This is a genomic window from Sandaracinomonas limnophila, from assembly GCF_004005965.1.
GTDB classification, from domain to species: Bacteria; Bacteroidota; Bacteroidia; order Cytophagales; family Spirosomataceae; genus Sandaracinomonas; species Sandaracinomonas limnophila.
The window spans coordinates 486,740-500,509 of record NZ_SACY01000003.1 but is presented as its reverse complement, the minus strand read 5'-3'; the positions used below and the strand labels follow the sequence as shown (position 1 = coordinate 500,509).

General features: G+C 37.5%; 9 protein-coding genes. 7 read left to right on the top strand and 2 right to left on the bottom strand.

Annotation, left to right across the window (positions count from 1 at the left end; genetic code table 11):
- Positions 1-2 precede the first annotated feature (2 nt).
- Positions 3-1,868, top strand: coding sequence for a hypothetical protein (locus tag EOJ36_RS08325; protein WP_127804253.1), 1,866 nt, complete (start codon positions 3-5; stop codon positions 1,866-1,868).
- Between the two features lie 28 nt (positions 1,869-1,896).
- Here EOJ36_RS08325 and EOJ36_RS08320 read toward each other — a convergent pair whose 3' ends face one another.
- Positions 1,897-2,268 (bottom strand): DUF1573 domain-containing protein, encoded by a 372-nt coding sequence (locus tag EOJ36_RS08320; RefSeq protein ID WP_127804251.1) that lies wholly within the window; start codon positions 2,266-2,268, stop codon positions 1,897-1,899.
- A 22-nt stretch (positions 2,269-2,290) separates the two neighbouring features.
- Between EOJ36_RS08320 and EOJ36_RS08315 the strand changes: the two genes are divergently transcribed.
- Genes EOJ36_RS08315 through nuoK form a run of 4 tightly spaced genes read left to right on the top strand, consistent with a single transcriptional unit; the run spans position 2,291 to position 6,431 of the window.
- Positions 2,291-4,765, top strand: a complete 2,475-nt coding sequence (locus EOJ36_RS08315) for an alpha-ketoacid dehydrogenase subunit alpha/beta (RefSeq protein ID WP_317125907.1) — start codon at positions 2,291-2,293, stop codon at positions 4,763-4,765.
- Positions 4,765-5,667, top strand: a complete 903-nt coding sequence (locus EOJ36_RS08310) for a 4Fe-4S binding protein (protein WP_127804249.1) — start codon at positions 4,765-4,767, stop codon at positions 5,665-5,667. The genes EOJ36_RS08315 and EOJ36_RS08310 overlap by 1 nt, the downstream gene beginning before the upstream one ends.
- Entirely contained in the window at positions 5,660-6,157 is a 498-nt protein-coding gene (locus tag EOJ36_RS08305; protein WP_127804247.1) for an NADH-quinone oxidoreductase subunit J family protein, read from the top strand. Before EOJ36_RS08310 ends, EOJ36_RS08305 begins: the two co-directional genes overlap by 8 nt.
- Complete coding sequence (nuoK, locus tag EOJ36_RS08300) at positions 6,150-6,431, top strand: NADH-quinone oxidoreductase subunit NuoK (protein ID WP_127804245.1); 282 nt, start codon at positions 6,150-6,152, stop codon at positions 6,429-6,431. The genes EOJ36_RS08305 and nuoK overlap by 8 nt, the downstream gene beginning before the upstream one ends.
- On the opposite strand, the gene uvrC is transcribed toward nuoK, so the two are convergent.
- Positions 6,411-8,204, bottom strand: a complete 1,794-nt coding sequence (gene uvrC, locus EOJ36_RS08295) for an excinuclease ABC subunit UvrC (RefSeq protein ID WP_127804243.1) — start codon at positions 8,202-8,204, stop codon at positions 6,411-6,413. The two genes, nuoK and uvrC, sit on opposite strands and share 21 nt — an antisense overlap.
- A gap of 456 nt (positions 8,205-8,660) precedes the next feature.
- Between uvrC and EOJ36_RS08290 the strand changes: the two genes are divergently transcribed.
- Both EOJ36_RS08290 and EOJ36_RS08285 read left to right on the top strand, forming a co-directional pair.
- A complete protein-coding gene (locus EOJ36_RS08290; RefSeq protein WP_127804241.1) occupies positions 8,661-11,894 on the top strand; it encodes a SusC/RagA family TonB-linked outer membrane protein in 3,234 nt (1,077 codons plus the stop codon).
- A 20-nt stretch (positions 11,895-11,914) separates the two neighbouring features.
- On the top strand, positions 11,915-13,666 hold the full coding sequence (locus EOJ36_RS08285; protein ID WP_127804239.1) for a RagB/SusD family nutrient uptake outer membrane protein: 1,752 nt from the start codon (positions 11,915-11,917) through the stop codon (positions 13,664-13,666).
- Positions 13,667-13,770: the final 104 nt, after the last annotated feature.

Here is a 13,770-nt window from a genome sequence, read left to right as displayed (position 1 = left end):
TTATGAAAAAGAGTTTATATATTTTAGCCTGTTTATTGAGCTTTTCACTGCTTGCTCAGAAGAAAAATGTTCCACAAGAATCTGATTTCTATGAAATCAAAACCTTGCCAATACCAAAAGAAATTTACCTAGAAATAGGAGGTATAGCCACCTTGCCAGATGGTAAATTGGCGGTTAGTACTCGTAGAGGAGAAATATGGATTTTAGAGAATCCATATCAATTGGAAAATCACCAGGTGAGCTATCATAAATTTGCCTCTGGTATGCACGAGATATTGGGTTTGGCCTATCAAGATGGCGTATTTTATTGTTCCCAACGAGGTGAATTGACAAAGGTAAGTGATGTGAATAGAGATGGGGTTGCAGATTTATACGAGCCTGTTTACCAATTTGAATTGTCGGGGAATTATCATGAATATACCTATGGACCTGTATTTGATAAAAATGGCGACATGTGGGTTTCATTGAATTTAGCCTGGGTTGGTTTTGGAGAAGGGAAGTTTTCGAAGTGGAGAGGATGGTTCGTAAAAATCACAAAAGATGGAAAATTAGAGCCCTTTGCTGGCGGACTTCGTTCTCCTGCTGGTTATAGTTTTAACGCTGATGGGGATTTGTTTTATGGGGAAAATCAAGGAGATTGGGTAGGTTCTGGTCGCGTTACACAATTGTCAAAAGGAGATTTTGCGGGGAATCCAGGTGGATTGAAATGGGCAAAAGAGCCTAATAGTCCATTTAAATTAACATTAGAAGAAATTCCTGACAATGGAAATCCCATGTACATGGCTGCTGAAAAAGTGAAGAATCTAAAATTGCCAGCTGTTTGGTTTCCACATGCTATCATGGGTATCTCAACTTCAGATATCTTGCAAGATACAACTGGTGGCAAGTTTAGTCCTTTCCCTGGCCAATATTTTGTAGCTGACCAAGGACAATCTAAAGTAATGCGAATGGGATTAGAGAAAGTGAATGGTGTTTACCAAGGATTTTGTATCAATTACCGTGAAGGATTTCAATCAGGTATTTTACGTGAAAGATTTGGTTTAGATGGAAGCATGTTTGTGGGTATGACTTCCAGAGGTTGGGGGTCAACGGGAAAAGATGAATATGGTTTGCAACGATTGGTTTGGAATGGAAAAAATCCCTTTGAAATTAAGGATATTAAAGTTCAAAAAGGTGGATTTGTCTTAAGTTTTACACAACCTTTGAATGAGGCTTCTGTTAATAAGTTGAAATCTTATGCCCTTAGAAGTTACATTTACAAATACCAACATCAGTATGGAAGTCCAATTATTGAGTTGAAAAATTTACCAATAAAATCTATTCGAATTTCAGATGATAAAAAGCAAATCAGTATGGAATTAGATGGAATGAGAAGGTATTTTATCCATGAATTGAAATTCCCTGGCCTTCAAAGTGCATCGGGTGATAATTTATTGCATGAAACGGCTTATTATACGGTCAATGAGTTTCCAAGTAATGATATTGCAGTAAATACATGGAAATCGATTGCGATGGAAGAAGAAAAAGCAAAAAAAAATGATGTAGTTCTGGAAAAGCCAAAACAAGATAAAAAAACAACTGGTTTGATTTCAGAATCTGTAGCCCAAGAATTACTGAAAAAGCATACTTGTGTGGCTTGTCATGCAAAAGATAAGCGAATAGTAGGTCCTGCTTTTGAAGAAATAGCAAAGAGGAAATATACAGACCAGCAGATTTTGAAATTGGTCTATAAGCCTAATCCTGCTAATTGGCCTGATTACGCAACTGAAATGGCTCCAATGAGTCATGTTCCTGCGGGTGATGTATTGAAGATTGCTAAATGGATAAACTCCTTAGGGAATAGAAAAGAGCTTGAGAATCGAGATTAAAAAAGGCCCCGGAAGGGGCCTTTTTTACTTATTTCTTTTCTACCGTTCCTTGTATAGAAAGAACAATATTTCCAACCTCACCATTGTTTACAACAGTGATGGTTTTATTGAATGCGCCAATTGCGGCTGCATTGTAAGAAGCAGTTACTTTTCCAGTTTTACCAGGCATAATTGGCTCACGAGTCCAATCTGGTGTTGTACAACCACAAGAAGGTTGTACATTTGAAATTACTACTGGTGATTTTCCAGTATTTGTGAATTCAAATGTATAGGTAGCAGGTACTCCTTGTGCAATTTTTCCAAAATCATGATTTGAAGCTTTGAATTTGATTACTCCTTGCGCATTTGAGTTAAATGCAAATCCTAATACTAAGGCGATTAAAGCAATTAATTTTTTCATAATTAATGAATTTTAAATATTTGTGATTGATAATAAAAACAAATCTAAGTATTTTTACAGATATTATACCCCGCATTTACAATCTTTTGACAATTTAGTGTTTTCTGAAACAGATATTTCTTTCGATTCAATCAGTGTCCTAAACGATTACCGTTTGGCGGCTATCAGTCGACAATGTTCTTTATTGATTCGTAAAGAGGTTTTTTCTGGTAGGGCAAAGTTTGGTATTTACGGAGATGGTAAGGAGTTGTGCCAAATTGCTTTAGCACGTTCCATGCGTTTAGGAGATTATTTCTCTGGGTATTACCGCGACCAAACTGTTGCAGCAGCCTTAGGTGACATGACTTGGCCACAATATTTTGCACAGCTTTATGGTCATCCTGATATTCAATTTGACCCTCATTCAGGTGGTCGTCAAATGATAAATCACCATGCCACTCGTTTGTTAGATGCTGAGGGGAATTGGACGGACCAAACAAATCGATATAATTCAATTGCAGGTATTTCTTCTACAGCAGGGCAAATTCCGCGCTCACTTGGGATTGCCTATGCTAGTAAATTGTTCAAAGAAAATCCGAAATTAGAGAATTTTAAGGAAGGGTTTTCTAAAGATGGGAAAGAGGTTTGCTTCACTACAATTGGTGATGCCTCTACTTCTGAAGGAATGTTTCTCGAAGCCATCAATGCAGCAGGAGTATTACAAATTCCAGTTGTATTTTCTGTATATGATGATGGATATGGAATTTCAGTACCAATTGAATACCAAACAACAAAAAAATCTATTTCTAAAGCCTTAGCAGGTTATCAGCGAAATGACGATGGGGAAGGCTTAGAAATTATAACAGTAAAGGCCTGGGATTACCCAGGATTGATTGCAGCTTACCAAAAGGCTTCAAAATTAGCAAGAGAAGAATATGTGCCATGTTTGGTTCACGTTGAAGAATGTACCCAATTACAAGGTCATTCGGCCTCCGGTTCTCATGAGCGTTATAAATCTGAAGAAAGATTAGCTTTTGAACATGATTTTGATTGCAATGAACGATTTAAACTTTGGATTATTTCACAAGGATTTGCAAGTTCAGATGAACTTAATCAAATTGATAAAGATGCTGTTTTAATGGCTCGAAAGTATCAGAAAGATGCTTTTGCTGCCTATATGGCATCTATAGATGTGGATAAAAAAGGGTTTTTACGCATAGCAAAAACACTCTTGGAGTCAACAAATGAACCTCAATTAATTCAACCTATCATTGAGGAACTTTCCCAACTTCAATATCCAATTTTTTCGGATTTGGTAAAAGCAGGAAGAAAGACATTGAGAGCCTTTCGTTTTTACCAAGGTCCAGCGGTTAAATTGTTGAGAAAGTGGTTAAATGAACTAGAGGAAAAAAACAGAAATCGTTTCAGCTCGCATCAAATTTCACAGTCGTCTAATTCGCCACTTTTTGTGAAAAGTGTAGCGCCAGAGTATCCTAAAGAGGTCTCGATGGTAGATGGTCGTGAGATTTTAAATAAAAGTTTTAGTAAGTTTTTAGAGGATCCAAGAGTATTTATCATAGGAGAGGATGTTGGTCAAATTGGAGATGTTAACCAAACTTTAGCTGGTTTGCAAGAAAAGTATGGCGAGCTCCAAGTAACTGATACTGGAATTCGTGAAATGACGATTGTCGGCCAAGGAATTGGTGCATCTATGCGCGGTTTGAAGCCTATTGTTGAGATTCAATACTTAGACTACATATTTTATCCTTTACAAATTCTATCTGACGATTGGGCATGTATGCATTACAGGACCGCTGGTGGACAAAAAGCGCCTATGATCGTTCGTACACGTGGACATCGATTGGAAGGTATTTGGCATTCGGGAAGTCCTATGGCTACTTTAATCCATTGTTTAAGAGGAGTGCACTTTTGTGTACCTAGAAATATGACCCAAGCTGCAGGTATGTACCGCACCTTATTAGAAGGGGATGACCCAGGCTTGGTAATTGAATGTTTGAATGGCTATCGATTAAAAGAACCTTTGCCTGAAAATTTGAACGATATTAAAGTTCCTCTTGGTATACCTGAAGTATTACGTGAAGGAACTGATTTAACTGTTGTGACTTATGGTTCTATGTGTAGAATTGTGATGGAGGCTGCGGAACAATTGCATGGAATGGGGATATCAACTGAAGTAATTGATGTTCAAACCTTATTGCCATTTGATAGTCCCAAAAATATTTTAACTTCCATCCAAAAAACGCATAGAGTATTATTTGTAGATGAAGATATGCCGGGAGGGGCAAGTGCTTATATGATGCAAGAAGTATTGGATAAGCAGGGAGCATTTGATTGGTTAGATAGCCCAGCTGCTTGTTTGGCCGCAGCACCTCATCGCCCAGCTTACAGCTCGGATGGCGATTATTTCTCTAAGCCTAATGTGGAAAATGTGGTAGATAAGGTATATGAAATAATGCGTGAAACGGATCCGACAACTTTTCCAGCCATTTATTTTTGATGAATCAGTTCCGAAATTATATTGAACAAATTTGGCAAGGAATTTCATCCACTAAAAAGGGTATGTCCCTAACTTGGAAACATTTGTGGGCTGCTAAAAACCAACGCAAAGTTCAAGATATTCGTTCAGATAATTATTTTCAAAGTAATGAGGGTGTATTCACCCTTCAATATCCAGCAGAACAAGTCGAAATACCGGAAAGAAGCAGGTATCAATTAGACAATGTGATGGAAGATTGCATTGTATGTGATAAATGTGTGAAAATTTGTCCCGTAGATTGTATTGAAATTGACCCGATCAAGGCAACTGGCTTGGTAGGTTATGCTTCAGATGGTTCTCCTATTAGATTGTATGCAGCTAAGTTTGATATCGATATGTCAAAATGTTGCTTCTGCGGACTTTGTACTACGGTTTGTCCAACAGAATGTTTGACTATGACCTCTGAATACGATTTCTCTACTTTTGACGTGAAAGATCATTTGTTTCACTATTCAAACCTGAGTCCAGAGGAGGCAGAAGAAAAAAGGAGATTGTATGAGCAGTTTGTGAAGGAGAAGGAGGAAGCGAAATTGTCTGTACCACCCCCTTCCCCCTCCTTCGTGAAGGAGGGGGTGGCTGAGCCTGCGAAGCCGGGGGAGGTCATTCCAACAAGTGAACAAAAACCTAAAATAGGGTTTAAACCGAGTTTTAAGAAAAGTGAGTCAGTAAAGAGTGAGCAGAGTGAGCAGAGTGAGCAGAGTGAGCTGAGTGAGCATGTGATAACTTTAGGTAAGTCCGAAGGACTTGAAATTCAAGTAGCCTCCAGTGAAACTGGAGGGACGAGTGAAATTAAAAAGCCTTTCAAACCAGTATTCAAACCAAGTTTTAAAAAACCTTCAACAGATAAGCCAAAAGATGAATAATATAGTTTTTATTTTCTTGGCAATTTTAACCTGTGGATCAGCCTTGGGAATGCTGATTACGAAAAATTTACTGCATGCAGTGCTCATGATGTTTTTGGTCATGTTTGGACTTGCAGGTCTCTTCGTAATGGCAAAAGCCGATGTGTTGGCTGTTTCTCATTTAATGATTTATGTAGGAGGTGCTATGATTTTGATTTTGTTCGGAATTATGTTGACCTCAAAACGGGATATTTTAGGAAAAAACCTTCTAAAGGTTGAAGAAAATTCAAAATTATTTCCTTTATTAATTTGTGTCGCAATTTGTTTTGGCTGGTTTCAATTGATTAATCTATCAAAAATCGGATTTGAATTAATTCCAGATGATCAAAGCAAATTAAAACAAGTTGGGTTTTTATTAACCACTCAATATAGTTTTGTGTTTGAATGGGTAGGAGTATTTTTATTGATTGCCTTGGTCGGTTCCACTTTTATTGCCAAAAAAGATGAATGAGATACCCCTAGAAGCTTTTTGGTTGATTTCTGCCTTTCTTTTTACGATTGGTTTTGCAATTATTTTAATCAAAAAAAATACCTTATTTATTTTAATGGGTATTGAATTAATGTTGGGTGCTGCCAACTTGAATTTCGCAGCATTTAATAGAGGTGATACCGAACAACAAGGTATTATTTACGGACTTTTCGTTTTGGTAGTTGGAGTTTGTGAAATGGCAATTGCACTTGCAATTATAATACAAACTTTTCGCTCAGCGAAGCTTAGAGAATAAGTTTGTTGCCTTAACTTTACCTAGTACCTCCTGCAATTCTTCCAAACTCGCGTCTTTAATTCCTTTCATGCTTTTGAAATGTTTTAAAAGTTTCTGAGCGGTGATTTTACCTATTCCCTCCATTTCTTCTAATTCGCTTATTAGAAAGTTTTTGCTTCTTTTGTTTCTATGGGCTGTGATACCGAATCGGTGCGCTTCATCGCGAAGTTGTTGAATGAGTTTTAAAGATTCTGATTTTTTATCTATATATATAGGTAAGCTGTCCTCTGGGAAATAAATTTCTTCCAAGCGTTTGGCAATTCCAATGATTGGGATTTGTCCATATAGGTTTAACTCTTTTAATGCCTCACAGGCAGAACTCAATTGTCCTTTTCCCCCATCTACAATAATAAGTTGTGGTAAATCTTCTTCCTCATCTAGTAATCGCTTGTATCTTCTACCAATAACTTCCTTCATTGTAGCGAAGTCGTTGGGGCCTTCAACTGTTTTTGGAGTAAATGTTCTGTAATCTTTTTTAGAAGGCACTGCATTTTTAAAACATACCATTGCCGAAACAGGATTGGTGCCTTGCAAGTTGGAATTATCGAAACATTCGATATGAATAGGTAATGATTTTAATTGTAAATCATTTTTGAGGGTAAGTAAAATTCTCTTTTTACGATCCCCGCCACTTTCTTCTGAGGCTTTACGGTCGGCTTTTTCTTTTCTAAAATACAAAACATTTTTGAGCGACATTTCCAAAAGCTTCTTTTTGTCGCCCAATTGCGGAATCGTATTTTTTATACCTTTAAATTCTATGCTTAATGGAATGTTTGAAATAATTTCTTTTGCAGAACTTTGGAATTGCTCTCGTTTGTCGTTGGCCACCATCGTCAAAACCTCCGATTCATCCTCTTCTAATTTCTTTTTTGACTCCCAGGTTTGCGATTGGGTGATGGTTCCATTATTTACATGCATAAAATTAAAAAAGTAGTGACTCTCATCTGAGATAATGGTAAATACATCTGCATCTTGAATGGCGGGATTGACAACAGTTGATTTCGCTTGGAAGTTTTCTAGCAATTCCCATTTCTCTTTAATCTCTTGTGCTTTTTCAAATGCCAGTTTTTCAGATGCCTTCATCATTTCCTCAAAAAAATAATTTTTTGCTTCCTGAAAATTACCTTTTAATATATGTTTGATTTGTTCGATGTGCGAATTGTACTCATCTTCCTCTTGTAGGTTTTCACAAGGACCTTTGCAATTTCCAATATGATATTCTAAACATACTTTAAATTTACCTGCCAAAATTTGATCTTCTTTTAAAGAAAAGGTACATGTTCTGATAGGGTAGAGTTGCCGAGTCATTTCTACTAAAGTATGCATGGCCTTTGGATTGGCAAAGGGACCAAAAAATTGACCTTGGGAATGATCAATTTTTCGAGTAGTAATGATTCTTGGAAACCGCTCCTTTGTGATACAAATAAAAGGATAAGTTTTATCGTCACGTAAAAGGATGTTGAATCGTGGTTGATATTGTTTGATTAAAGTGTTTTCAAGTAATAAGGCATCAAATTCAGAATGTACAATGGTAAATTCAACCCGTTTGATTAATTGAACGAGTCTACGTGTTTTATTGTCAGTGTGTTTGTTTGTAAAATAGGAGCTAATGCGGTTTTTTAGGTTTTTAGCTTTACCAATATATAGTAGTTGACCATCTTCATCGAAATAGCGGTACACCCCAGGTTCAGTGGGTAAGGTAGGTAATAGTTCCTTGGGGTGTTTTGCATTCATTTTTTAAAGGTACGCCATTTCTTGTAAAAATATTACTTTTCAAAGAAATGTACAATTGTAAAAAACATGGATTTTAAACGTTTGCAAAAGCATGTTTGGAGGGCAAGTTTGAGACGAAATCCTAAAAATTTGAGATTTTAGAGTAATATTATTGTATTATTTTGATACAAAAACTCCTTATATGTTGTATTTTTTAAATAAATGTTAAAAAATCTTTAAAAAAATCAGTTTTTGTTTCAAGATAATTTGCAAAAGATAGTTGGATAAGTGATATTTGATAGATTAGAACAGATTAGAACAGCTACGAACTGTTTGAAACTGTTTAACCTATAAACCTATTTAATTGTAATTTTTAAAGAGTACTATTTTTAACCAAACAAATGAAAGGAGGTAAATTCAAAAAAATCCAAAACCATTTAAAACTGTAAACATTTTTAACAATTATTTTAACTAATTATGAAAAACAAATTTTACCAAAAAATTGGGGGCTTTCTTCTACTAGTGATGGTAATGCTAGGAAGTTTCTCTTCTTTTGCTCAGGACCGTAAGGTTTCGGGTAAGGTTTCTGGACCTGATGGTCAAGGAATTCCAGGGGTTAGTATTTTAGTTAAGGGTACATCTACAGGTACAACTACCGATGTAAATGGATCTTTCTCTGTAAATGTTAAGTCTGGAAGTAGCGTATTACAAGTTACTGCAGTAGGCTACAAAGCTAAAGACGTAAGCGTTGGATCTCAATCTAGCGTTTCAGTAGTATTAGACGAAGACGTATCTCAGTTGAGCGAGGTTGTTGTAACTGGTTATACCATTGACAACAGACGTGAGACTACTGGTGCGGTATCTATCGTTAAAGCAACTGAATTAACAATTCGTCCTTCAGGTAACGTTGAACAACAATTACAAGGTCGTGTTGCCGGTGTAACTGTAATTACCAACGGTCAGCCGGGAACTACTTCTCAGGTTCGTATCCGTGGATTTGGTTCATTCGGTCCAGCGGGTTCTAACGATCCTTTATATATAGTTGACGGATTGCCAGTTCCTTCTACTGATTTTATCAATCCAGATGATATCGAAAACGTAACAGTTTTAAAGGATGCGGCTGCTGCTTCTATCTATGGAGCTCGTGCTGCTAACGGTGTAATCGTATATACTACTAAAAGAGGTACTAAGCAAGCTAAGAAATTAAATGTTTCTTATGATGCAATGTATGGTGTAACTGATCCAGGAACTGGTCAAGCGATGATGAATCCAACTGATTTCGCTAACTGGACTTGGAAAGGATACCAAAATTCAGGAATTACTCCAAATCACCCACAATTTGGTTCAGGTGCTACTCCAGTATTGCCAGAATATATCAACGTAGGTGGTGCTGCTGGTCAATCATCTGCTCCAGCTGATTGGAAATCAAAATACAACGTAGATCCTACTGCTGGTTCTATCTATCAAGTTGTTCGTGCAAACAAAACAGGTACTGATTGGTACAAAGCGATTACTCGTTCTGCTCCAGTACACCGTCATTCATTAGGTTTCTCTGGTGGTGGTGAAGGTAGCCGTTTCTATGTAGGTTTAGGTATCCAAGATCAACAAGGTATCTTGATGTCTAACAGCTTTAAGCGTTATAGCTTCCGTGCTAACTCTGAATTCAACGTGTTGAAAAACTTACGTATCGGAGAGAACATGCAGGTTACTTACCGTCAGACATTAGGTCAGACAGGTGGTGCTGGTGGACAAGGTATTGCACAAGATGAGAACGATATCTTACAAGCGTTCCGTATGCCATCTATCATCCCAGTTTATGATGAAAACGGTGGATGGGCTGGTACTGCAGCGAAAGGTTTCAACAACCCTCGTAACCCAGTTGCTAACCAAACAGGTTTATTAAACAACAGAAGCTTTAACGCATCTGGTGTTGGTAACGTATATGCTGAGTGGGATATCATTGAAGGTTTAACAGCTCGTTCTTCAGTTGGTGCTCAATATAACAACCAATACAACTGGTCATACTCTCGTTTACAGTACGAAAACTCTGAGAACAACTCAGCGTTTGGTTACAACGAAGGTGCTGGTTATTCTTTTGCTTGGACTTTAACAAACACGTTGAACTACAAGAAAAAATTTGGAAAGCATAACGTAGATGTTTTAGTAGGTCAAGAGGCATTGAACACAGGTACTGGTCGTAACATGTCAGCAGGTGGTTTCAACCCATTCTCAATCGATCCTAACTATATCACCATGAGTACAGTTGCTGGTTCTGGTAAGACAGTAAACTCTTCTCAGTTCTCAGGTGTTAATTTTACTTCGATCTTTGGTCGTTTGAACTATATGTTCGATAACAAGTATATCTTAACTGCAGTTGTTCGTCGTGACGGTTCTTCTCGTTTCGGTGCTAACAGCCGTTATGGTATCTTCCCTGCATTCTCTGCAGCTTGGAGAATTTCTTCTGAAGACTTCATGAAAGAATTGACTTGGATCAATGACTTGAAAATCCGTGGTGGTTATGGTACAATGGGTAACTCTAACCCAGTAGATCCAAACAACCAGTATTCATTATTCTCTACGAACATTGGTCGTTCAGTATATGATATCAACGGATCTAACTCTTCAGTTGCTGAAGGTTATTACAGAACTCGTGTAGGTAACCCAGATGCTAAGTGGGAAACTGCTGTTACTCAAAACGTTGGTTTTGATGGTACATTCTTAAACGGTCGTTTAGATGTAATCGTTGATTTCTGGCAAAAAGATACTAAAGACTTATTATTAGCTTTACCTATCCCTGCTACAAACGGTTTTGATGCTGCTGCTCCTTCAGTTAACATTGGTTCAATGGTTAACAAAGGTTTAGATATCGCTGTAAACACTAAAGGTAAAATCACTTCTGATTTGAACTATGATTTAGGTGTTACTGCAGGTTTCTTGAAAAACGAAATTACTGGTATTGCTGATGGTTTAACTTACATCTCAACAATCAACCCAGGATATCGTGGATTAACTCCTATCCGTAACCAATTGGGATACTCTATCTCTTCATTCTATGGTTACAAGGTAGCTGGTTTATTCCAATCTGCTGCTGAGGTAGCTTCTGCTCCTAAGCAAGATGGTGCTGGTGTTGGTCGTTTCCGTTATGTTGATATCAACGGTGATGGACAAATCAACTCATCTGATAGAACTTATTTAGGTTCTCCAGTTCCTACATTCACTGCAGGTTTAACATTACGTTTATCTTATAAGAACTTTGACTTAGTTTCACAAGCGAACGGATTTTTTGGAAACAAAATTTTCAATGCATCTAAGTGGTTTACTGACTTCTTCCCTTCATTCCAAGGTGCTGCAATCAGTGAGCGTGTGAAAGATTCTTGGTCTACTAGCAATCCAAACGCTACTATTCCAATTTTCGAAACTGCTTCAAACTTCTCTACAAATACTCAAGCTAACTCGTTCTACGTAGAAAATGGTGATTACATCAGATTGCAAACTGTAACTTTAGGTTACACAATGCCTCAAAGTGTATTATCTAAATTGAAAATGAACAAGTTGAGATTATTTGCTTCAGCTAACAACTTATTCACAATTACTAAATACCAAGGATTAGATCCAGGTGTAGGTGGTAACGCGGATACTCAATTTGGTATTGACGTAGGTAACTACCCAATCACTAAGAGTTACACTGTAGGTTTGAACATTGGTTTTTAATTTAAAATCAGAAATAAGAAATGAAGAATAAATCATATTTAGTAAAAAGAGGCAAAGTTGCTGCAGGTTTTTTAGCCGTAGCTCTACTTGGCTTCGCTTGTAAGGATACCTTCTTAGAAGTTTCTCCTGCAGGTTCAATCTCTGAAGCTCAATTATCTTCTAAGAAAGGTATTGAGGGTTCATTAATTGCAGCATATTCTATGCTTTCTGGTTCGGGTACACGTATGGTGCATCCATGGAACTGGGTTTGGGGTTCTGTACGTGGTGGTGACGCTAACAAAGGAACTGACCCAGGTGACTTCTCGGATATTAACCCTATCCAAACGTATACATACCAATCAACTCAAGGTGTTATCAACGATAACTACAGAGGTTTGTATGAAATCATCGCTCGTGCGAATAACGTGTTACGTTTATTAAAAGTTGCTGCATCTGATGTAACAGCTGCTGATAAAACAAGAATTGAAGCTGAAGCTAAATTCTTACGTGCACACGCTTATTTCTCTTTAGCGCGTAACTACAACAAAACTCCTTACGTTGATGAGACTCAAGATTTGACTGTCGTTAAAAACGATAAAGATCTTTGGCCTTTGATCGTAGCGGATATGAACTTTGCATACACAAACTTGCCTGAAACTCAAGGTGCTGCTGGTCGTGCTAACAAGTGGGCTGCTGCTGCATACTTAGGAAAGATCAAGTTATACCAAAAAGATTATGCAGGAGCTAAGACTTTGTTCGATGCTTGTATCGCTTCAGGTGTAACGGCTAACGGTAAGAAATATGCTTTATTGGATAAATTTGGTGACTTATACAAAGCATCAAATGATAACAACTCTGAGTCTATTTTTGCTGTACAAGCTGCATCTAACACAGGTTCTGTAAACAATGCAAACTCTGATGGTGACTTGAACTGGCCATACAATACAGGTCCTAATGGTCCTGGTAACTGTTGTGGTTTCTTCCAACCATCTTTCGAATTAGTTAACTCATACCGTACTGCAAATGGTTTACCATTATTAGATGGTTCTTACAACACAGGAGCTAACCAAGTTAAAACTGACATGGGTATTACTTCTGAGGCGTCATTTACACCAGATGCAGGAGAGTTAGATCCACGTTTAGACTGGACAGTTGGTCGTCGTGGTATCATGTTCTTAGATTGGCAAGATCACCCAGGAGCTGCTTGGATCCGTAACCAACCAAATGGTGGACCATATTCTCCAAAGAAATATTCTTACTACAAGTCTGACAAAGGCTCGTTACAAGATAACTCTTCTTGGACTCCTGGTTATACTGCATTGAACTACACAGTTATTCGTTATGCTGACTTATTATTAATGGCAGCTGAGTGCGAAATCGAAGTTGGTTCTTTGGCTAAAGCTCAAGAATATGTGAACAAAATTCGTACACGTGCTGCAAATTCTGCAGGTTTCGTGAAGAGTTCTTCAGGTGCTAATGCTGCTAACTACAAAATTGCTACATACGATGCTGCTTGGACAGATAAAGCTGCTGCAAGATCTGCTGTACGTTTTGAGCGTAAGTTAGAATTAGCTATGGAAGGCCACCGTTTCTTCGACTTAGTTCGTTGGGGTACTGACGTAACAGAAATCAATAATTACTTAGATTATGAGTCTTCTGCTGGTCACTTACCAAACACGTTACCTAAGAAAGGCGCTTACCAAGCTAAGCATGCGTTATTGCCTCTTCCTCAATCTGAGATTGACTTAGTGAACAAAAAAGAAACTATCCTTACTCAGAATCCTGGGTACTAAGAAAGTTTTCTTAATACAAAAAAAAGGGTGGCTTTATGCCGCCCTTTTTTTGTTTGTATGCATTCTTTAAATTGCGTATTTAGCCTTTTATTTGTATATTTAAT

Coding starts and splice junctions, on each gene's coding strand:
- EOJ36_RS08325 (WP_127804253.1), top strand. CDS start 3: ATGAAAAAGAGTTTATATATTTTAGCCTGTTTATTGAGCTTTTCACTG.
- EOJ36_RS08320 (WP_127804251.1), bottom strand. CDS start 2,268: ATGAAAAAATTAATTGCTTTAATCGCCTTAGTATTAGGATTTGCATTT.
- EOJ36_RS08310 (WP_127804249.1), top strand. CDS start 4,765: ATGAATCAGTTCCGAAATTATATTGAACAAATTTGGCAAGGAATTTCA.
- EOJ36_RS08305 (WP_127804247.1), top strand. CDS start 5,660: ATGAATAATATAGTTTTTATTTTCTTGGCAATTTTAACCTGTGGATCA.
- nuoK (WP_127804245.1), top strand. CDS start 6,150: ATGAATGAGATACCCCTAGAAGCTTTTTGGTTGATTTCTGCCTTTCTT.
- uvrC (WP_127804243.1), bottom strand. CDS start 8,204: ATGAATGCAAAACACCCCAAGGAACTATTACCTACCTTACCCACTGAA.
- EOJ36_RS08290 (WP_127804241.1), top strand. CDS start 8,661: ATGAAAAACAAATTTTACCAAAAAATTGGGGGCTTTCTTCTACTAGTG.
- EOJ36_RS08285 (WP_127804239.1), top strand. CDS start 11,915: ATGAAGAATAAATCATATTTAGTAAAAAGAGGCAAAGTTGCTGCAGGT.